We start from the raw sequence: 19008 nt of genomic DNA on the forward strand, positions 1-19008 counted from the left end.
TGTTGAGGTGTAGTTGCTCTATTTAAAGTTTTTCTACCTGTAATATGTCTACCACCTACTAAAGCTTTTATTTGTCCTGTTCTATAATCTAAAATAACCATAGAAGATTGAGGTTGATGCGATCCATCAGAATCAACTCTACTATTAGGGAAGTTACTATCATTTTCATATTCTTTTTCTAATGTTTCTTGCATAGTTGGATCTATTGTAGTGTCTATTCTTAATCCACCATTATAGAACATGTTATAAGCTTCATCTCTTGTATTTCCTTGTTCAACTAAAGCATCTATTACGTTATATTCTATAAGGTCTTCTACTGAAGAAGCTACCTTATCTGCAGCTTTAGGAAGCTTTATATTTATAGGTTCAGCTATTGCTTCACTATATTCTGATTGAGAAATATATCCAAGATCTAACATTTTCTTTAAAACAATGTTTCTTCTTTCTATTGCTTTTGGATTACTAACGGCTTTTCTTACAACCATAGATCCAGACTTTAATTGTTTATATGTATCTTGATTTGGTATTAATCCCCATTTATTTAATTTATCAATCATATCAAGTTCAACTTGTGTAGGATCATCAAGATTATCATCAGGAGTATTTATAAAGTATAAAAGTCTATTTTCTACATCACTTTTTTCTTCTGTTCCATCAAGTTTTGAACTTACATAAGCGGCATAACTTGATGGGTTTTTTGTAGCTCCTGCAAGTAATGCACATTCTGCAAGTGTAAGATCATCTGCATTTTTGCTAAAGTATCCATTTGCTCCAGCTTGTACTCCTGCAAGACCTCTACCTACGAAGAAATTATTTAAGTAAGCTTCAAGAATTTGATTCTTAGTTAAAGTTTTACTCATTTCATAAGCATAATATATATCTTTTATTTTACGAGTTAAAGTTTGCTTATCAGTAGTTAGCAACATTTTTGATACCTGCATAGGTATTGTACTACCACCTTGTTTATTACCCGTTAAGGTCTTGACAACAGATCTTAATAAACCTTTTATATCTACACCATTGTGTTCATAAAATCTTTCGTCCTCAATTGAAACAACTGCATTTATTATATCTTTTGGTATTTGATCTATTTTAATAGGATCTTTTTTATTTACACTAGGAGCATTAGATAATAAGTCTCCATTGGCGTATCTAATTTCAGTTGTTTGGTAAGTCTTTTCATCTAAGAGAGCTTTAGTAACTGGTTGTACATCTCTTAAAGATGCAAATACTAGACCTGTTCCTGCTGCAGACAAGCACACTAACATTACTAAAAGTACGATTCCTGTTACTCTAAGCGCTTTAAACTTATCTTTCTTTTTAGAAGATTTCTTTTTAGAAGACTTAGTTCTAGGAGAATTAGAGTTAGCACTTTTAGAAGTAGTACTCTTATTAGCAGAAGAACTTACTTTTTTTCTTCTTATTTTATTGTTATTTCCATTGTTATCATTACTCATTAAGCTTAACCTCCTTACCTAATGCAATATTATACCACATATACTCATTATTTTCTAATTAATACATAAAATTGAATGTATATAACTTTATATAGCTATCCTAAATTTATAGTATTAATTATTTTTTACTTATATACTAAAAATATGTGAAAGATGTATAAAATATATAAAATCTTAAAAAAATAAGAAAATACTATAAGATATTTTAACATAAAATAATAAGGGGGATTATTTTGAGTAAAAGATTAATAGACTCCAAATTAGGAGATTTTAAAAGAATTGTAGTTACATTTATAATGATATTTATAATGTCTATATTTATAGGCAGCTTTATATATGTTGATAATAGTCTTAGGCCAACTATTACAGTGTTGGCTGAAACAAAAGCTATAGAGCTTGCTAATAGATCTATAAATAAAGCAGTTGGGGGAATCGTCAAAGACAAAATAGACTATTCAGACTTAATATACACAAAGTTGGATTCAAAAGGTAAAATATCAATGATACAATCAAATACTATTTTAATGAATCAAATAGCATCAGATGTTGCATTGGAAATACAAAATGAATTAAAGCAAGTAAAATCTACTACTGCATACATACCAATAGGAACTGCTTTAAAAAGCCCTATACTAGCTAAATATGGACCACAGCTAAAAGTATCGATAGAGCCAATAGGAACAGTATCTGTTGATTTTAAAACTAGTTTTGAATCAGCAGGTATAAATCAAACTAGACATAGAATTTATTTAGAAGCTAAAACACAAGTAAAAGTAGTCATACCTCTTACAACATCAACCAAAGAAGTAAAAGCACAAATTCCAATATGTGAAACAATAATAGTAGGAGAAGTACCAGAAAGTTATGTTAACGTACCAGCAGAAATTGCACCTAATATGTTTCCAAAATAATATATTAAAAAGTGACTAAAAGTTTATTAGTCACTTTTTAATTGATTTTACTACTTTTCAATCATCCATTTAATAAAAACAGCATATCCAGTAGTTGGGTCATTTTCTACTGCGTGTGAAATAGCACCTATAATTTTATCACCTTGAACTATAGGGGTGCCACTCATACCTTGAACAATACCGCCTGTAAGTTGTAAAAGTTCTTTATCAGTTATGTGTATTTTAAAAGTTTTAGATTTTGGTGTTTTTTGATTTTCGATATTTAAAATTTCAATATCAAATTTTTTAGAACCTTCATTACTAGTTTGTAAAATTATTTGAGCATTTCCCGTTTTAACTTCATTTAATGAAGCTACTTTATATTTTTCGTAATTAGATGTATCAAATTTTACTATATCTCCTTTTATTCCGAAATCTGTATTATCTGTAAATTTACCTATATAGTCTTTTGGCTTAGCACTAATACAACCAACACTTCCTCTATATGATTTTTCTATATTTAAGTTAGTAGTAGTTGAAATATATCCATCTTTTATTTTAATTTTTCTGGAGCTTCCTAAACTTATTGGATGAGCTACAGCACCGAATTTATTATTAATGGGGTCTATATAAGTTAAAGTAGCAAATCCAGATATACTATCAGTAGAATTTACTTCTTCTAATTTACTTTTTAAAGTTTTTATATTTGTGATATGATTATTTCTTTTCAATGTAACATCAATAACATTTGCGCTATCTGGTAAGCTATTTAGTACATTTGAAAAATCACTATAACTTTTAATAGTATTGTTATTTATACTTATTATCTCATCACCTAAAGTAAAAGGTGAATCTTTTATATTACTTCGAACAATTACATTTTCTAATTGAGCTTCTATATGAAGTACATTACCTACTGGAATTAAAAAATCATTTTTTGTTTTTGTAAGTGATGTTGCATAAATTAAATTATTTGAGAAAAAATATAGTAAAAATAATAAACAGACAACTAATGAAAATTTTGTATTGATAATTTTTTTACTATTATTTTTATAAAACATAAAACACCATCCTTTCGTCAAATATCTAATAAGTCATATTTTTAGTCACAGATTTAAAAAGTCGTGGTGCTTTTCTTTGGTATTATATTTTGCATTAATAATATTTTGATGCTTGGAAAACAGAAGAAGTATAACCGTAGATTACAAAAATAATAAATAAATCAGAAAATTAGAAATTATATCTTGAAAAAACTGAATTAAAAATTAAGAAATTCTATATTTAGTTAATAAAATACTGAATTATATTAATAAAATATAAAAAATAATAAAATATAAAAATGAATAGTAGGAAGAAAATGAAATATAAAACAAAAAACACTTAATAAAATTAAAATCAATCAAGTGTTTTTTTTCGTTTTATTCTTTTTTTAATAATTTTTTTCTTATAGGGATTACTTTTACATCCTGTCTTGCTTACTTTAGTTCTAGTTACAGCAACATCTGGAGTAGGAGCTGTAAATGTTTCTTCCTCTTCAGAAGAGGAACATACATCAACAGCAGCTATTAAAGCAAGTTCATCTGATAAAACTGCAAAAAAGGTAGCCAATATACTTACATCATTAGAGCTGAGTTCTTCACCTAATGCTACAGCTAATGTAGATGCTAAAACAATATAATCTAATGAACTAAAAGCACATAGTTTAGAATTAGAAGAATTCTGATTTCTGACCAAATTTTTTGAGATTACCTTTTTCATAAAACCTCCTAAAAATAATATATAAAATATATATGCTTGTATTTAAAAAATAAAAACTATAACAGATTCTAAATTTTGTCTATTATTTATAAAAATTATAGATAATGGAGATAATATTCTATAAATTATGCTTAAAATTTTATAACAAGAAGGGAACGATTATATGAAAAAATATAGAATATTAGTAGGAATTATAATGGCATTATCTATAATAATTATAGGAACTTCAGAGCCTGCTAAAAATCTTTATAAGGCTAGCAACTTAATTAGTAAAGGTATAAAAGTAGATGATAAAAAGAAAATAGAAAAAGATATACTAATCTGTATTGACCCAGGACATCAAGAAAAAGGAGATAGTAATTCAGAGCCTGTAGCACCAGGTTCTTATGTTAAGAAGGCTAGGGTATCTTCGGGAGCTACAGGGGTAGCAACTAAAAAGCCAGAATATATATTAAATTTAGAGGCATCTACAGTTTTAAAACATATATTAGAAGGTAAGGGATATAAAGTAATAATGACGAGAGAAAGTCATGATGTTAATATAAGTAATTCAGAGAGAGCTATATTTGCAAATAATAATAAAGCAGATATGGTAGTAAGAGTACATGCAGATAGTTTAAATAACCCAGGAAAAACAGGTGCATCTATTCTAATACCAGCTAAAGAAAGTAAATATACAACGGCTATATATGAGGATAGTCAAAATTGTGCAAATCTAATTAGCAGTAAGATGAAGGAAGCAGGAATAAAAGTCAATGGAGTATTTGAAAGAGGAGATTTAACAGGTTTTAATTGGTCTCAAGTTCCGGTAGTTTTAGTTGAAATGGGATTTTTAAGTAATTATACGGAAGATCAAATGATGTCAAACCCAGAATATCAAACAAAGTTAATGCAAGCTATATCTGATGGACTTGATGAATATTTTGCAAATAAATAAAATATATAGGTGATGTCAATGAAAAGTAAGCTAGAAAGTGCCTATGCAAAAGCATTAACTGGTACATTTAAAGTAATAAATCCTATAAAAAAAACAATAAAAAAAACTGAATGTGAAGTGCACTTATATATACAAGAAAATGCTTTAGAAATTTTAAACTGTAATGGTTATAGTGATGAATATAAACTATTCAAAGAATATAAATCGAAGATAGATGAAGGTTTGGTATGGGCAGATCAAGATTTTAAATGTTATCATCATTTTTACAATCCGAAAGAAGAAAAAGGTATGTATGGATATGATGATAATGCACTTACTGTAGCTAGAGGTTATTATTTAAAAGCTTTAAAATACTTTACACTAGAAGATTATGATAATAGTATGTTTTACTTTGGAGCTGCATGTCATATAATCCAAGATTTAACTGTACCACAGCATGCTAAGGGAAAACTATTTGATAATCATAGACAATTTGAATTATATGTTAAGGAGAACTATACAAAAATAAATAGATTTAAGTGTAGAGAAGAGCCTATAATATTAAATTCAGTTGCAGATTATGCAAATTATAATTCATTAAGAGCTCTTAAGATAGATTATATATATAAAAATATAAATGATTTAAATACAAAGTTTTATTTAACTGCTTTAAAAAGTTTAACTTTAGCTCAAAGAACTAGTGCAGGGTGTATGATTATGTTTTACAATGATTTGCTTTATATTTGATTAAGACTATGTAACATATGTAGTATACTTGATTTAAGTCAAAAAAGAATATATTATAGTATAGAATATAGATAAAAATTATGAAGAGGTGTCAAGATGCTAGTAGTAGAAAATGTAAGTCATGGCTTCGGAGCTAGAACTATACTAGAAAATGTTTCATTTAGACTTAGAAAAGGTGAACATATAGCGTTAGTCGGAGCAAATGGAGAAGGTAAATCAACTTTTTTAAATATAATAACAAAAAAACTTATGCCAGATGCAGGGAATATAAAGTGGTCATCAAGAGTTAGTGTAGGTTACTTAGACCAACATACAGTTCTTGAAAAAGGAAAGACTATAAGAGATATATTAAGAGATGCATTTAAATCAATGTTTGATTTAGAGCAAGAGATGTTATCTATGTATGATAAAATGGGTGAAGCTAATGATGATGAAATGGCTAAACTTATGGAAGAAACAGCAGAAATACAAACAATTTTAGAAAATAGTGGATTCTACATGATAGATGCTAAAATTCAGGAAATAGCAAATGGATTGGGTCTTGGAGAAATAGGATTAGATAGGGATGTAACTGATTTAAGTGGAGGTCAAAGAACCAAAGTTCTTCTTACTAAATTATTACTAGAAAATCCTACCATATTAATATTAGATGAGCCTACTAACTATTTAGATGAAGAACATATAACTTGGTTAACAAGATATCTTCAAGAATATGAAAATAGTTTTATATTAGTATCACATGATATACCATTTATAAATAATACTTGTAATGTAATATACCACATGGAAAATGGAGAATTAAATAGATACAAAGGAAACTATGATGAGTTTGTAAGGCTTAATGAAATAAAGAAACGTCAAGAAGAACAGGCATATGATAAACAAGTTGAAGAAAGAAAAAGACTAGAAGATTTTATAGCTAGAAATAAAGCTAGAGTTGCTACTCGTGGTATGGCTAACAGTAGACAAAAGCAATTAGATAAGATGGAGATTTTAGAAAGACCAAAAGAGAAGATAAAGCCTACTTTTGGTTTTAAGGAAGCTAGAACTCCAAGTAGATTTGTATTTGAAACAAATGACTTAGTTTTAGGTTATAATGAAGCTTTAACTAAGCCTTTAAACTTCATATTAGAAAGAAATCAAAAGATAGCTTTAAAAGGTATGAATGGTATAGGAAAATCAACATTGTTAAAAACATTACTTGGAATAATAAAGCCATTTGATGGAGAAGTAAAACATGGAGATTATTTAGAAGTTGGTTATTTCGAACAAGAAAGCTCAAGAGATAACTATAATACTCCAATGGATGAAGTATGGGCAGAATTCCCAGGGCTTACAAACTTTGAAGTTAGACAAAGTCTTGCTAAATGTGGTCTTACAAATGAACATATAACAAGCCAAATGAGAGTTTTAAGTGGTGGAGAAGCAGCTAAGGTAAGGTTATGTAAGATAATGTTAAAAGATATAAACTTACTAGTTCTAGATGAACCTACAAACCACTTAGATGTAGAGGCAAAAGATGAACTTAAAAAGGCTATAAAGGAATTTAAGGGAACTGTACTTTTAGTGTGCCATGAGCCGGAGTTTTATATGGATATAGTAGATGATGTATGGAATATAGAGGATTTTACGACTAAAATAGTATAATAAGATACCTTGGAGTATTTAACATATGAAAAAAATTATTAATGTAATATTCTCAGTTATTTTTAGTGTATTAATTATAAGCACAATAATCAAATTCACAGTAGGATTTAAGCAACTTTATTATTTTGATATAGAGTATTTAAATATACCTGTTTTGTCGGGATTGTCTAAAGAAGATATAAAAAAGAACTATGATTATATGATCGATTATAATTTGGATAAAGATAATAAAGAATTTGAATTGCCAAGTATAAAATCTTCAGAGAATGGTAAAATTCACTTTGAAGAAGTTAGAAATATATTTCAAATATTAAATAAGATATTTAAGATATCACTAGTACTTTCCATAATAGGATTAGTAATAAATATATTAAATAAAAATATTGAATTTTTGAAAACTACATCTAAAGCACTAATAGTAATACCCTTAATATTAATGTTGCCTATAGTTGTAAACTTTGAAGGTAGTTTTGTACTATTTCATAAAACTATGTTTAATAATGATTATTGGATATTTGATCCAAACTTAGATCCTGTAATAAATATTTTACCTGAAGAATTTTTCTTTCATGCAGGTCTTATGATTTTGATTCTTATAATTATAGCTAGTTTAACTAATTACTTAATATATAGATTTTTAAAAAGAGAGCAGTAAACTGCTCTCTTTTTAAAAAATATATTAATCATTAATTTTAGTAATCTTAATAATATCTTGGAATTTACTCATAATATAATTATAATTATTTTTATTATGAGGTAATAAACAATCAGAACAGTTTTTTATACCTTTGTCTGTATATTTAAAATTACCACCACAATTTTTACCTAAGGTATATAACGGACAGTAGCAAAATAAGCAGTTAAATTCATCAGGATTATTAGTTTTATGACAAGGAAAAAATTCACATTCTTTATGGTTAAAAAATTTATAATTATCACTCATATTATTATCTCCTTAGTTTTACAGTATTAATATGATTATACTAAATATTAACATTAATGATATAATAAGAAAAATAAAAGTATAATACTATACTAAAATATTATATAAATCTATGAACGAGGTGTTACTTATGGAAGAAAAAAAGGAAAAAGCCTTGCTTGTAGGGCTTAATATCACATCTACAGCAAGAAAAATTGATGATATAGATATAAATGAATCAATGGAAGAATTAAAAGAACTAGCAAAAGCTGCAGGAGCAGAGGTTGTAGGAAGTTTAATTCAAAATAGACAATCTAGAGATGCTGCATTTTATGTAGGAAAAGGAAAAGTAGAAGAAATAAAGGCGTATAGTGATTCATTAGGAGCTACAGTAGTTATTTTTAATGATGAGTTATCAGGAGCTCATATAAGAAATATAGAAGAAGTAGTAGGAATAAAAGTTATAGATAGAACTACACTAATTCTTGATATATTTGCTCAAAGAGCGCTTAGTAAAGAAGGGAAATTACAAGTAGAATTAGCTCAATTAAATTATAGATTACCTAGATTATATGGAATGGGCGGTCAAATGAGTAGAACTGGAGCAGGTATAGGTACTAGAGGTCCAGGGGAACAAAAGCTTGAAATAGATAAAAGAAATATACTTAACAAAGCAGCTGATATAAGACGTGAACTTAGAGAAGTTAAAAAGATAAGAGAGACTCAAAGGGTTCAACGTTTAAAGTCTAGTATACCTATAGTAGCACTTGTTGGTTACACAAATGCAGGTAAATCAACTTTATTAAATGAACTTATAAAGACTCATAAAGATTATGATGTAGAAAAAGAAGTAATGGCAAAAGATATGCTATTTGCAACTCTTGATGTAACTTTAAGAAAAGCTTTATTACCTAATAAAAAAGAATTTTTAGTTGTAGATACAGTTGGATTTGTAAGTAAGCTTCCTCATGATTTAGTAGAGGCATTTAAAGCAACTTTAGAAGAAGTTCAATATGCAGATTTAATTTTACATGTTATAGATGCAACAAATTCAAATTATGAATTACAAAAGAGCACAACAGAAAAAGTTCTTAAGGAATTAGGTGCAGATACTAAGCCAACTATACTTGTGTACAATAAGATAGACAGATTAGAGTTAGATATTTATCCTAAAAATCATGATGATATAGTATATATATCTGCTAAAAAAGGTATAAATATGGATAAGTTAATAGAAATTATACAAGATAATATAATGAAGAATACTTATGCTGTAACTTTAATGCTACCTTATGAAAGAGGAGATATATTTAGTAGGCTAAAGAATAAATATAATATAGAAAACTTTGAATATGTAGAAAGTGGAATAACACTAGATGTAAATTTAGAAGAAGAAGACTATAATATATATAAAGAGTATATTTTAGAAAAGTAGGGAGTATTATGAATATAAGTTGGGATAATATAGACAAATTAGAAGATCACTATATAACATATCTTCTATATAAAGAATCTAGGACGGTATCTCAAATCAGTAAAATAAGAAATCTATCAACTTCTCAAGTAAATGATCAATTAATAAAGGCTAAGTTAGAAATAAAATCTATGCTTAAGGATAAAGTAGAATTATCTAAAGATGTTATAGATAAATTTTTAGTTCTTAATAAAAATGACAGACTAAAATTTATGGATAGTTTAAATGAAGAAAGAATGCTAGATTTTAAAAGAAAGTTATATAAAAGAATAATTACGGAAAAAAATGCAGAGGACTTAATGATATTAATATGGGCTACTGGTGAATTAAAGGATGATAGATTTTTAGCATTATTACATCCTCTTACAAGCCATAGACACTCTGATGTAAGGAGAATAACATATTCAGCTCTTAGAAAAATAGAATCTCCAAGTAGTAGAGAATATTTACAAAGAGGGCTTTATGATAGTAATCCTCAAACAAGGCAATACTGCGCTAAAGCTCTTGCAAAAATAGGTAATAAAAATAGCTTAAAAATGTTAAAACAGCTAAGAAATAAGAAAAATTTCGAAAAAGAATATGTACTAAGAGCATATGAAGAAGCAATCAGTATATTGGAAGAAGATATTTAACATATTTAACTTTATTTAACATATAATTCAGTAAATAAGATATTTATAGTGCATCTCCAGAAGTTAACATTAAAATTCGCTTAACTTGAGAGCTAGAGAGCAAAGATAATTTATAAGTATTAAGAAATACATAAATTTTTCTAGTAACATCTTAGAAAATATGTCAGGTGTAGCGATTGAAAATTATAGTACAACTAAAATCAGATAAATCGTAAATTTCTTAAATCCAAAAAGATGGTTAATAGGAGGGGTTTAAATGATAGTAAGATATTGTGCAGGTGGAGTAGTATTTTATGCTAATAAGGTGTTACTTGTTAAGAATGATAGAGGAGAATGGACTTTACCAAAAGGAAAAATACATCAAGATGAATTAAAACATTCTAGTGCAGTTTCAAGGGTTAAAGATGAAACAGGAGTAGAGGCTAGTATTTTAGAAACTGCGGGTAATACAATGTATCAGTTTTTTTCAAGAAGTAGACAACAAGAAGTATGTAATGCCATTACATGGTATATAATGCAAACTGATAGCAATAATTATGTATTAAAGGATGAATTTACTGATGGTGGTTTTTATAAAGTTAAAGAAGCTATAAATATGTTAACTCATAGTCAAGAAAAGTCTTTAGTTGATATTTCATATAAGAAGTATAAAGAGCTAAGAAAAAATAATATCGAAGATGGATTGGCTACAAATTAATATATTAATAAAGAAGAAAGGAGATTTCCTTTCTTTTTTTATATACTAAGATATTATAAAATATATATGATGTGGATAACTTAAAATATAATAATTGCTTTGAGCAAGAATATACTGTTGGAGAAATGAAGTATTTAATTGATATATAGTTAAGAAGAATAGAACTTCATTTAAAGTTGTACCTAAAAAATATATTGGATATAATAACAATAGAAGTTTATTTAGATAAGTTGGAGGATACAAATGAGTACATATAAAACACTACATGAGTTTGGAATGGATGAAATTATAATAGAAAAATCTACTTTTATTGGATATGCAAAACCTATAAAAACAGAAGAAGAGGCTATTGAATTTGTAAATGAAATAAAGAAAAAACATAAAGATGCAACTCATAATGTATGGGCATATACTGTTGGAAAAACTATGAATATACAAAGATATAGTGATGATGGTGAACCACAAGGAACAGCAGGAATTCCAACTTTAGAAGTGATAAAAAAAGAGGATTTAAGAGATGTTGTAGTTGTTGTAACGAGATACTTTGGTGGAGTTAAGTTAGGTGCTGGAGGATTAGTTAGAGCATATACTAAGGGTGCTAAAATAGGAATAGATGCTGCAAAAGTAATAGAAAAAGTAATGTACAAAGAAGTTAGAATTAAAATAGATTATAATCAACTTGGAAAAGTACAAAATGAAATAATGAATATGAATTATTTTGTTAAAGATACAATATATGAAGACAATGTAGAAATAATAGTATATTCAAGATTAGAAGAAGTGAAAGTTTTAACTGATAAAATGATTGATATAACTAGTGCTACAGCTGAAATAAAACTATGTGAAGAATTTTATTTATCAGAGCAAAATGGAAATATAATATTATAAAATAAATTAGAAATGACTTATTTTTAGTTATTAGAAAATTATAATATATCCTAAAAATTATATTTATTATGTATATTTAAGTAACATCATAATATAAGAAAAGTAAAAATCATATTTTTAATAAGGAATATACAATAAAAACTAAAATGTACGTATTAAAGTATATTTTAGTTTTTATTGTATAAACATTTCAAATTCTGTTTATTATTTACCACATTTTTCTTTCTTATGGTTGCAAAATCCTTTCTTAATTTCTATACAACCAACTATTAATAAAAATACGCCAAAAACTTTTCTTAAAGTTTCAGAAGACAAGTAATTAGCTACAAAAGAGCCGCATATTGCGCCTAAAATACCAAATAGAGCTATTGGTATAACTAATGAAAATACAACATTTTTATTTTTTATATGTATTATTAAAGCAAATATAGTCATAGGTATAGAGGAAAGTAAATTTACACTTTGTGCTATTTTAGGATCGATATGTGCAAATAGTATTAACGCTGGAATCAATATTGTTCCACCACCCATTCCCATACCACCAATAATACCTGAGAAAAATCCTAATATAGTTAAAAACATTAAAACACCATCCTTATAGCTGCGATTATCATTATTGTACCAAATGTAATTCTAAGAAATTTTCCAGTTACCTTTGATAAAAGCTTAGCACCTAAAATGCCTCCAATAATACTACCGATAGCAACTTTTAAAGTTAATGAAATATCATATGTACCTTTTGAAATGTAAATTACTGAGCTAGCACTAGTTAAAAATACTATTATAGCGAGAGCTGTGGCATGAGATTTATGTTCTTCTATTTTGACTATATTATTTAGTATAGGTACAAGTAAAGTACCTCCACCAGATCCGAATATTCCATTAACGAAACCTGTAAAAAGACCTATTATAGAGTTTTTAATATTAAAGTTAAAATATTTATTTTTCAATTTAATCACCTTCTTCTAATAGTGTTTGCATAAATATGAAAATATATTTATATAATTAATCATAAAATTTGTACAGGAATCAATTAATAAGCAATATAATTTAAATGTGAAAAATATGCTGATTATATAGTATTAGATAGACTATATATGAGTGAATCAGTTGATTTGATATTATGTAGTGAATAAGTTATAAAACAAATTATAGATATAACTAAAAATACAAGTGTAAAAAATTTTCTATTGGTGAAGGTGAGTTATAAATTTTGAATAAAAAAGTTAACTCCGTATAGAAGTTAACCTTTTTATTTTTATATAGTTATTATACTTGGACCAATATAATTTACTTCTTACATTTTGTTAAGCATCGATACATAACTATATGTAAATCTTTATCAATTTTATTTACTGTAGCTTTATCGACCATGGAACCTACTAAGAATAATTCATCTTCATGGGAATCATCACCCATTAATTCCCAATAGAATTCTTCAACTTCACATTGTCTTTGAATATTTAAAACATCATTAAGAGATGAAATTTCATCATCTGGATAAGCTGAATTATAATCTATTATAGTTATAGTTGATAATTCTGAATCTCTTTTTATACGAACATTTATATCATTTGATCCGCTTCTCATTAATAAAGATGTCACTTCATCAACTAATCTTGTTATCTTTTTTACTTCGTTTTGCAATTAAGCTACCTCCTTTTTACAAATGCGTCGAGTATAGGTAATAAGAAACCTGCAACTAGTCCACCTGCAAATCCATTATTATATAAATTTACCCCACCGTGTATTATACCAACATTTGTTGCTAAAAGGAAATGTAATATTCCAGCGATAAATCCTATTTTATAACCATATACCCCAGCTATAGGAGCTAAAGTTGTTGAAAATAATACAGTTATAATAACTCCTGTTGATGATATATCACGTCCTAAAAATAATGCTGTTACTATTACACCTAATACAACAGGCAAACAGTTCTTTATATGCTTTCCGAAGGCGCTAAATCCGACAACTGTAAATATACCTGCTATTACAGGGCCATTTACTACACCACCTATTAAAAGTACAAATGATAGTGAAAGTAAACCCATAAGACCCATATTAAAGAAAGTTACTCCATATCCCATTAAAAAAGTGTAATCTGTAACTACTCTTCCACTATAGTTGAAGATATGTTTATATTCATTTAAAGTATTTTTATTTACTGAAATACCTATGCAAATCAAGTAAATAAACATTGCTACCAATGTTAATATTAAAAATAGATTATTTTCTAAATATAAAATATTTACAGATTCTATTTTAATATCAAGGCTTTTAAGAGCACTTGTTAGTATAGTACCTAATATACCTGCTGTGAATCCAAGGTTATAAATATTATAACCATCATAAAACTTTACCATATGAGATGCTAGGGGTGTAATTATAAATCCTATAAATATACCAACACCAATACCTAATAAAATAGCTATTTTACTTGGTAACATATTGGAAAAACTAATTTCACTAATTACAGGTGCAAGAGCTGTAGCAAACATAATTGATACTATTATATCTTTGAAATCTATTTTTTTATGATAACTATATAAATAACCTCCCATATATATTGGGATAATGTTAAATATATTTTTTCCAAAAAATGAAAATCCCATAACTGTCATAAAAGCAGCTAAGATAAGTCCATTGATTCTTAATTTATATTTTTTTAATAAATATAGATTATAAAAACTAATTAAGGAAACATTAACAAAAGTAGGACCGATTCCACCAACAGATAGGAAATCTGTAATTAATATGGATGGTGAAATCAAAATATTTTTTAATCCAGATGATAATGTTAGGTTTGTTTCACCATCAAAATATGAAAATAGTATTCCTAAAATCATAAATGTTAGTAGAAATATAAATAATATTTTTAGTTTTTGTTCTTTATGCAATTCTTTTTCTTGGTACTTGTGTATATACATTCATATCCTCCTCTTTAATTTTAAAGCTATTTAAATTTATTTGGGTGAATGTAGTAGATTTACATAGATTATATCATTTATAATATATAAATGTAAAAGATTATATAAATAAAACACATTAAAGACACTAATTATATAATAAAATTAAAAAATAGATTATGATATAATATAATTATTGATATTTTTTAATCAAGAGAGGAGAAGGACATGAGTGAAATAAATTTTAAAATAGACAAAACAGTTGAGTGGCTAAGAGGAAAAGTTAAAGAAGCAAATTGTAATGGTCTTGTAGTTGGAGTATCAGGTGGGATAGATTCAGCAGTAGTTGCGTATTTAATAAAAAAAGCATTCCCAAAAAATTCTATGGGAGTTATTATGAGTATAAAAAGTAATCCAAAGGATAGAGAAGATGCACTTAAAGTTATAAATGGATGTAACATAGATTATATTGATTTAGATCTTACTTCTGAGCAAAGTATGATACTTGAACAAGTAACATCTAAATTAAAGAATAAAAATTTATATAAAGAAGATAATTTAAAGATGACAGATGCAAATTTAAGAGCAAGAGTTAGAATGAGTACTGTTTATACAGTAGCTAATAATTTAGGATATTTAGTAGTAGGAACAGATAATGCAGCTGAAATACATACAGGCTATTTTACTAAACATGGTGATGGTGGAGTTGATTTAATACCTTTGGCAAATCTTACAAAACGAGAGGTATATGAATGGGCTAAAGAACTTGGAGTTCATGATGATGTAATAAATAAAGCACCATCTGCTGGACTTTGGGAAGGTCAAACTGATGAAATAGAAATGGGAACAACTTATGATATGATAGACGCGGTACTTGAAGGAAGACTAGATGAGGTTCCACAAAAAGATCAAGATATAATAGCAAGATTGAATAGAATAAGTGAGCACAAAAGACATACAGCAGCGGCACCACCTAAGTTCTAATTTACTAAAATAAATATTTATGCTAAAATTTACAATGGAAAGATAAAATATCTAAAGATTAATTAATAATATGGGTAAATATGTAAATAATAACCCTAAGATATATGAATTAATTATACGTATTAAGGAGTGGAATTTATGGGACGTATAGGAAACATAATAAACAAAAAAGGTAAACAAGATGCTAAAAGAGCTAAAATATTCACTAAGCATGCTAGAGCTATAGCAGTTGCAGCTAAAGAAGGTGGAGGAAATCCGGATTACAATGCAGCATTAAAAACAGCTATAGAAAAAGCTAAAGCTGATAACATGCCAAATGATAATATAGACAGAGCAATAGCAAAAGGTGCTGGAGCTGGAGCTAACGAAAACTATGAAACAATAGTTTATGAAGGATACGGACCAGGTGGAGTTGCTGTTATAGTTGAAACTTTAACTGATAATAAAAATAGAACTGCTGGTAATGTAAGATACTACTTCGATAAAAATGGTGGTAACTTAGGAACTAGTGGATGTGTATCATTCATGTTCGATAACAAAGGACAAATATTAATAGAAGCTAGCGACGATGTATCAGAAGATGAATTAATGGAAGCCGCGTTAGAAGCAGGAGCAGAAGATTTCATAACAGAAGAAGATGGATATGAAGTAGTTACTGCACCAGAAGATTTTGCAGCAGTTAGAGATGAATTACAAGCTAAGGGATATGAATTCATATCTGCAGATGTTAAGTTAATACCTCAAACTACTACAGAATTAACTGATGAAACTCAATTAAAGATGATGAACAAGTTAGTTGACATGTTAGAAGACGATGACGATGTTCAAAATGTTTACCATAACTGGGAAATAACTGAATAATAAATATTATTAAGATACATTTTTAGATATAAAAATGTATCTTTTTTATGTATAAAAATATTATAAAATATATAATTTTTAATACTAGAGTTTAGTAAATTTTAAAAGGGAGAAAGATTATGAATAAGACATTAAAAAGCATAGTAATGATGTTTATTATATGTGCTTTAGGATATACTCAAATAGGCTGTAAAGCAGACAATATAAAAAATGAGAATCCACAAGCGATAAAAGATTATAGTAACCAAGTTCAGAGTGAAGACAAGAGTAATCAAAATAGTAATGAAAGTAAAGATGATAACGGTAATTTAACATCTCAAGTGGAAAAGTTATCATCAAATGCAGAAATTCACTTTATAGATACAGGAAACTCAGATGCTATATTAATAATAAAAGATAATAAAGCAGCACTTATAGATGGTGGCGATAATGACGATGAAGCTTTAGTTTCATCATACATAAAAAAACAAGGTATATCTGAGTTAGAATATGTATTTGCAACACACCCACATGCAGATCATATAGGTGGATTAGATAGAGTTGCAAAAGAAATAAAAATAAATAATTTATATGTAAGTAATGGAGAAGCAGACACTAAAAGTTATAGAGATTTTATAAATGAGGCAGCAAACAAAGGATTATATCCAAGTGTTCCATTATTAGGAAGTAAATTTGATTTAGCAGGCTCTACATTTGAAGTATTATTAGTAGCTAATACTAATGATCCAAATAATAATTCTATAGTACTTTTATATACTAATGGAAATGATAAGATATTATTAATGGGAGATGCAGAAAAAGAAATAGAACAAAAATTAAATATAAGAGATGTAGATTTATTAAAGGTTGGACATCATGGTTCGCATAGTAGCTCATCAAAGCCATTTATAGATAAAATTAATCCTGAATATGCAGTTATATTAGTTGGTGAAGATAATAAATATGGTCATCCTCATAAAGAAACTATGGATACATTTAAAGAAAAAGGTATAGAGGTACATAGAAGTGATGAGTGTGGAGATATAGTATTTACATCAACTGGAAATGGATTAGAAGCAGATTGTAAAAAAGGAAGTTACAACACAGGTGCTAACTCTAAATATAATAAAACTGAGAACACTGTAAAAACAGAAAGTAATACTTCATCTATTCAAAATGAAAATATAAACAGTTATAATAACAATTCAAATGAAAGTGAAAATATAGAAAATAACAAGTCTGATGTTGTATACTGGACTAAATCAGGAAAAAAATATCATAGTGATCCAAACTGTTCAGGAATGAAGTCACCTATATCAGGAACAATAAAAGAAAGTCAAAGAACACCATGTATTAAATGTTATTAATAATAAATAAAAAGTATCTCTAAGAAATTTCTTAGAGATACTTTTTTAATAGAAAAATTATTTTTATCAGTGGATTAAAATTAATAATATTTAAAATTTGCTTGAAGATTTATTGTGTATTCAAGCAAGTTATGTACTATTTACATTTAAAGCTAGAACAATAAGTTTCTGATGCTGCGTTAGTTCTTGGAGCAGATGTAGTTACACCTATATTACTAAGAACACATACTGTTCCAGCATTATTAACACAAGTTTTTACATTACATCCAATGAATGTATTATTGCTAGAATTATCAGCACTATTAGTAAAACTTCCATTTGATTCCTCTACAAAAGTATTACAACAAGTATGAGTGCTTGTACGAGATTTCTTACCGTTTATAGAAATTTTACTAGCATAGCACATACCACCATCGTTATGACCGCAGTTATTTACGTTACAGTTTATACTAGACATATAAATTACCTCCTAATAAATATTTTAATCTATAAGGAGTATGGACATATTTAAATAAAAATATAGCAAATAAATAAAAAAATATATTTATATAAAAACAGAGGAAAGTATAATACTGTTCCTCTTTATAAAAAGTTTAATTTGAAGAAGAGAAAAGAGAATTAAACACATCTTCACTCATGAGTACTTTTGCTATTAATGTAGATGCTGATGGATAAGTTTTTACTAGTGGACATATTTCAAAAAGTTCACTTTCATAATCTGAAATTGATGTTCGTGCTCCTGATTTGATTTGATTTTCAAAATTAAGTGTTAAGTCCCTTATTTTAAGGAAATCATCTAAAGTAAGTTTATAAAATACAGATGCTTTATGCTGAGGTTGTTTTAAAAGAATTAAGTTTTGTTTAAACTCAATAAAATCTA

The 19008-nt window shown here is 27.2% G+C and carries 22 protein-coding genes; 12 read left to right on the forward strand and 10 right to left on the reverse strand.

The window, feature by feature from the left end:
* On the reverse strand, positions 1 to 1457 hold a 1457-nt coding region (locus Q5F54_RS03280), incomplete at its 3' end, for a transglycosylase domain-containing protein (protein ID WP_302333967.1).
* A gap of 233 nt (positions 1458 to 1690) precedes the next feature.
* Between Q5F54_RS03280 and yunB the strand changes: the two genes are divergently transcribed.
* Positions 1691 to 2368 (forward strand): sporulation protein YunB, encoded by a 678-nt coding sequence (gene yunB / locus Q5F54_RS03285; RefSeq protein ID WP_281538945.1) that lies wholly within the window; start codon positions 1691 to 1693, stop codon positions 2366 to 2368.
* Positions 2369 to 2418: 50 nt separating this feature from the next.
* Here yunB and Q5F54_RS03290 read toward each other — a convergent pair whose 3' ends face one another.
* Together Q5F54_RS03290 and Q5F54_RS03295 are read right to left on the reverse strand one after the other, a co-directional pair.
* A complete protein-coding gene (locus Q5F54_RS03290) occupies positions 2419 to 3408 on the reverse strand; it encodes a SpoIVB peptidase S55 domain-containing protein (protein ID WP_281538944.1) in 990 nt (329 codons plus the stop codon).
* Between the two features lie 334 nt (positions 3409 to 3742).
* On the reverse strand, positions 3743 to 4105 hold the full coding sequence (locus Q5F54_RS03295) for a hypothetical protein (protein ID WP_281538943.1): 363 nt from the start codon (positions 4103 to 4105) through the stop codon (positions 3743 to 3745).
* 163 nt (positions 4106 to 4268) lie between these two features.
* On the opposite strand from Q5F54_RS03295, the gene Q5F54_RS03300 reads away from it, so the two are divergent.
* The 4 genes from Q5F54_RS03300 to Q5F54_RS03315 all read left to right on the forward strand — a co-directional run bounded on the left by Q5F54_RS03300 (position 4269) and on the right by Q5F54_RS03315 (position 8070).
* Positions 4269 to 5042, forward strand: a complete 774-nt coding sequence (locus Q5F54_RS03300; protein WP_277230286.1) for an N-acetylmuramoyl-L-alanine amidase — start codon at positions 4269 to 4271, stop codon at positions 5040 to 5042.
* Positions 5043 to 5060: 18 nt separating this feature from the next.
* Positions 5061 to 5768: a zinc dependent phospholipase C family protein gene (locus Q5F54_RS03305; RefSeq protein WP_281538942.1), complete on the forward strand. Its 708-nt coding sequence runs from the start codon at positions 5061 to 5063 to the stop codon at positions 5766 to 5768.
* A 96-nt stretch (positions 5769 to 5864) separates the two neighbouring features.
* Positions 5865 to 7415: an ABC-F family ATP-binding cassette domain-containing protein gene (locus tag Q5F54_RS03310; protein ID WP_071119454.1), complete on the forward strand. Its 1551-nt coding sequence runs from the start codon at positions 5865 to 5867 to the stop codon at positions 7413 to 7415.
* Positions 7416 to 7440: 25 nt separating this feature from the next.
* Positions 7441 to 8070, forward strand: coding sequence for a TIGR01906 family membrane protein (locus Q5F54_RS03315; RefSeq protein WP_281538941.1), 630 nt, complete (start codon positions 7441 to 7443; stop codon positions 8068 to 8070).
* A 24-nt stretch (positions 8071 to 8094) separates the two neighbouring features.
* On the opposite strand, the gene Q5F54_RS03320 is transcribed toward Q5F54_RS03315, so the two are convergent.
* Entirely contained in the window at positions 8095 to 8358 is a 264-nt protein-coding gene (locus Q5F54_RS03320) for a cysteine-rich small domain-containing protein (protein WP_281538376.1), read from the reverse strand.
* Positions 8359 to 8488: 130 nt separating this feature from the next.
* Between Q5F54_RS03320 and hflX the strand changes: the two genes are divergently transcribed.
* The 4 genes from hflX (at position 8489) to Q5F54_RS03340 (ending at position 12028) form a co-directional block, all read left to right on the forward strand.
* The gene (gene hflX / locus Q5F54_RS03325; protein ID WP_288247385.1) at positions 8489 to 9772 is read left to right on the forward strand and encodes a GTPase HflX; all 1284 of its coding nucleotides are present in this window, start codon (positions 8489 to 8491) and stop codon (positions 9770 to 9772) included.
* An 8-nt stretch (positions 9773 to 9780) separates the two neighbouring features.
* Entirely contained in the window at positions 9781 to 10443 is a 663-nt protein-coding gene (locus tag Q5F54_RS03330; protein ID WP_071119458.1) for a HEAT repeat domain-containing protein, read from the forward strand.
* Positions 10444 to 10699: 256 nt separating this feature from the next.
* The gene (locus Q5F54_RS03335) at positions 10700 to 11140 is read left to right on the forward strand and encodes an NUDIX hydrolase (RefSeq protein WP_071119459.1); all 441 of its coding nucleotides are present in this window, start codon (positions 10700 to 10702) and stop codon (positions 11138 to 11140) included.
* 243 nt (positions 11141 to 11383) lie between these two features.
* Positions 11384 to 12028 (forward strand): YigZ family protein, encoded by a 645-nt coding sequence (locus Q5F54_RS03340; RefSeq protein WP_281538374.1) that lies wholly within the window; start codon positions 11384 to 11386, stop codon positions 12026 to 12028.
* Positions 12029 to 12232: 204 nt separating this feature from the next.
* Here the strand turns inward: Q5F54_RS03340 and Q5F54_RS03345 are convergent, their stop codons facing one another.
* From Q5F54_RS03345 to Q5F54_RS03360, 4 genes are all read right to left on the reverse strand, one after another.
* A complete protein-coding gene (locus tag Q5F54_RS03345) occupies positions 12233 to 12610 on the reverse strand; it encodes a sulfite exporter TauE/SafE family protein (RefSeq protein ID WP_277230304.1) in 378 nt (125 codons plus the stop codon).
* The gene (locus Q5F54_RS03350) at positions 12610 to 12978 is read right to left on the reverse strand and encodes a sulfite exporter TauE/SafE family protein (protein ID WP_281538373.1); all 369 of its coding nucleotides are present in this window, start codon (positions 12976 to 12978) and stop codon (positions 12610 to 12612) included. The genes Q5F54_RS03345 and Q5F54_RS03350 overlap by 1 nt, the downstream gene beginning before the upstream one ends.
* Positions 12979 to 13318: 340 nt before the next feature.
* Positions 13319 to 13675: a hypothetical protein gene (locus tag Q5F54_RS03355; protein WP_071119463.1), complete on the reverse strand. Its 357-nt coding sequence runs from the start codon at positions 13673 to 13675 to the stop codon at positions 13319 to 13321.
* Between the two features lie 5 nt (positions 13676 to 13680).
* Positions 13681 to 14958: a DUF1576 domain-containing protein gene (locus Q5F54_RS03360; protein ID WP_302333968.1), complete on the reverse strand. Its 1278-nt coding sequence runs from the start codon at positions 14956 to 14958 to the stop codon at positions 13681 to 13683.
* 207 nt (positions 14959 to 15165) lie between these two features.
* On the opposite strand from Q5F54_RS03360, the gene nadE reads away from it, so the two are divergent.
* From nadE to Q5F54_RS03375, 3 genes are all read left to right on the forward strand, one after another.
* Entirely contained in the window at positions 15166 to 15921 is a 756-nt protein-coding gene (gene nadE, locus Q5F54_RS03365) for an NAD(+) synthase (protein ID WP_281538371.1), read from the forward strand.
* 138 nt (positions 15922 to 16059) lie between these two features.
* Positions 16060 to 16782 carry a YebC/PmpR family DNA-binding transcriptional regulator gene (locus Q5F54_RS03370; protein WP_302333969.1) on the forward strand — a complete coding sequence of 241 codons (723 nt, stop codon included), beginning with the start codon at positions 16060 to 16062 and terminating at the stop codon, positions 16780 to 16782.
* Between the two features lie 119 nt (positions 16783 to 16901).
* Positions 16902 to 18128, forward strand: coding sequence for a ComEC/Rec2 family competence protein (locus tag Q5F54_RS03375; protein ID WP_281538370.1), 1227 nt, complete (start codon positions 16902 to 16904; stop codon positions 18126 to 18128).
* A gap of 136 nt (positions 18129 to 18264) precedes the next feature.
* Here Q5F54_RS03375 and Q5F54_RS03380 read toward each other — a convergent pair whose 3' ends face one another.
* Both Q5F54_RS03380 and Q5F54_RS03385 read right to left on the reverse strand, forming a co-directional pair.
* Complete coding sequence (locus tag Q5F54_RS03380) at positions 18265 to 18585, reverse strand: DUF1540 domain-containing protein (protein ID WP_071119469.1); 321 nt, start codon at positions 18583 to 18585, stop codon at positions 18265 to 18267.
* Positions 18586 to 18721: 136 nt separating this feature from the next.
* Positions 18722 to 19008, reverse strand: a 287-nt coding sequence (locus Q5F54_RS03385; protein ID WP_302333970.1) for a hypothetical protein, incomplete at its 5' end; no start/stop codon positions are given.

Origin of the sequence: uncultured Romboutsia sp. (assembly GCF_958366745.1) — a bacterium.
Lineage (GTDB): Bacteria > Bacillota > Clostridia > Peptostreptococcales > Peptostreptococcaceae > Romboutsia > Romboutsia timonensis.

Excerpts from the sequence above, each read along its gene's own strand:
- Q5F54_RS03290 (WP_281538944.1), bottom strand. The coding sequence starts at position 3,408 with ATGTTTTATAAAAATAATAGTAAAAAAATTATCAATACAAAATTTTCA.
- Q5F54_RS03295 (WP_281538943.1), bottom strand. The coding sequence starts at position 4,105 with ATGAAAAAGGTAATCTCAAAAAATTTGGTCAGAAATCAGAATTCTTCT.
- Q5F54_RS03300 (WP_277230286.1), top strand. The coding sequence starts at position 4,269 with ATGAAAAAATATAGAATATTAGTAGGAATTATAATGGCATTATCTATA.
- Q5F54_RS03305 (WP_281538942.1), top strand. The coding sequence starts at position 5,061 with ATGAAAAGTAAGCTAGAAAGTGCCTATGCAAAAGCATTAACTGGTACA.
- Q5F54_RS03310 (WP_071119454.1), top strand. The coding sequence starts at position 5,865 with ATGCTAGTAGTAGAAAATGTAAGTCATGGCTTCGGAGCTAGAACTATA.
- Q5F54_RS03315 (WP_281538941.1), top strand. The coding sequence starts at position 7,441 with ATGAAAAAAATTATTAATGTAATATTCTCAGTTATTTTTAGTGTATTA.
- Q5F54_RS03320 (WP_281538376.1), bottom strand. The coding sequence starts at position 8,358 with ATGAGTGATAATTATAAATTTTTTAACCATAAAGAATGTGAATTTTTT.
- hflX (WP_288247385.1), top strand. The coding sequence starts at position 8,489 with ATGGAAGAAAAAAAGGAAAAAGCCTTGCTTGTAGGGCTTAATATCACA.
- Q5F54_RS03330 (WP_071119458.1), top strand. The coding sequence starts at position 9,781 with ATGAATATAAGTTGGGATAATATAGACAAATTAGAAGATCACTATATA.
- Q5F54_RS03335 (WP_071119459.1), top strand. The coding sequence starts at position 10,700 with ATGATAGTAAGATATTGTGCAGGTGGAGTAGTATTTTATGCTAATAAG.
- Q5F54_RS03340 (WP_281538374.1), top strand. The coding sequence starts at position 11,384 with ATGAGTACATATAAAACACTACATGAGTTTGGAATGGATGAAATTATA.
- Q5F54_RS03345 (WP_277230304.1), bottom strand. The coding sequence starts at position 12,610 with ATGTTTTTAACTATATTAGGATTTTTCTCAGGTATTATTGGTGGTATG.
- Q5F54_RS03360 (WP_302333968.1), bottom strand. The coding sequence starts at position 14,958 with ATGTATATACACAAGTACCAAGAAAAAGAATTGCATAAAGAACAAAAA.
- nadE (WP_281538371.1), top strand. The coding sequence starts at position 15,166 with ATGAGTGAAATAAATTTTAAAATAGACAAAACAGTTGAGTGGCTAAGA.
- Q5F54_RS03370 (WP_302333969.1), top strand. The coding sequence starts at position 16,060 with ATGGGACGTATAGGAAACATAATAAACAAAAAAGGTAAACAAGATGCT.
- Q5F54_RS03375 (WP_281538370.1), top strand. The coding sequence starts at position 16,902 with ATGAATAAGACATTAAAAAGCATAGTAATGATGTTTATTATATGTGCT.
- Q5F54_RS03380 (WP_071119469.1), bottom strand. The coding sequence starts at position 18,585 with ATGTCTAGTATAAACTGTAACGTAAATAACTGCGGTCATAACGATGGT.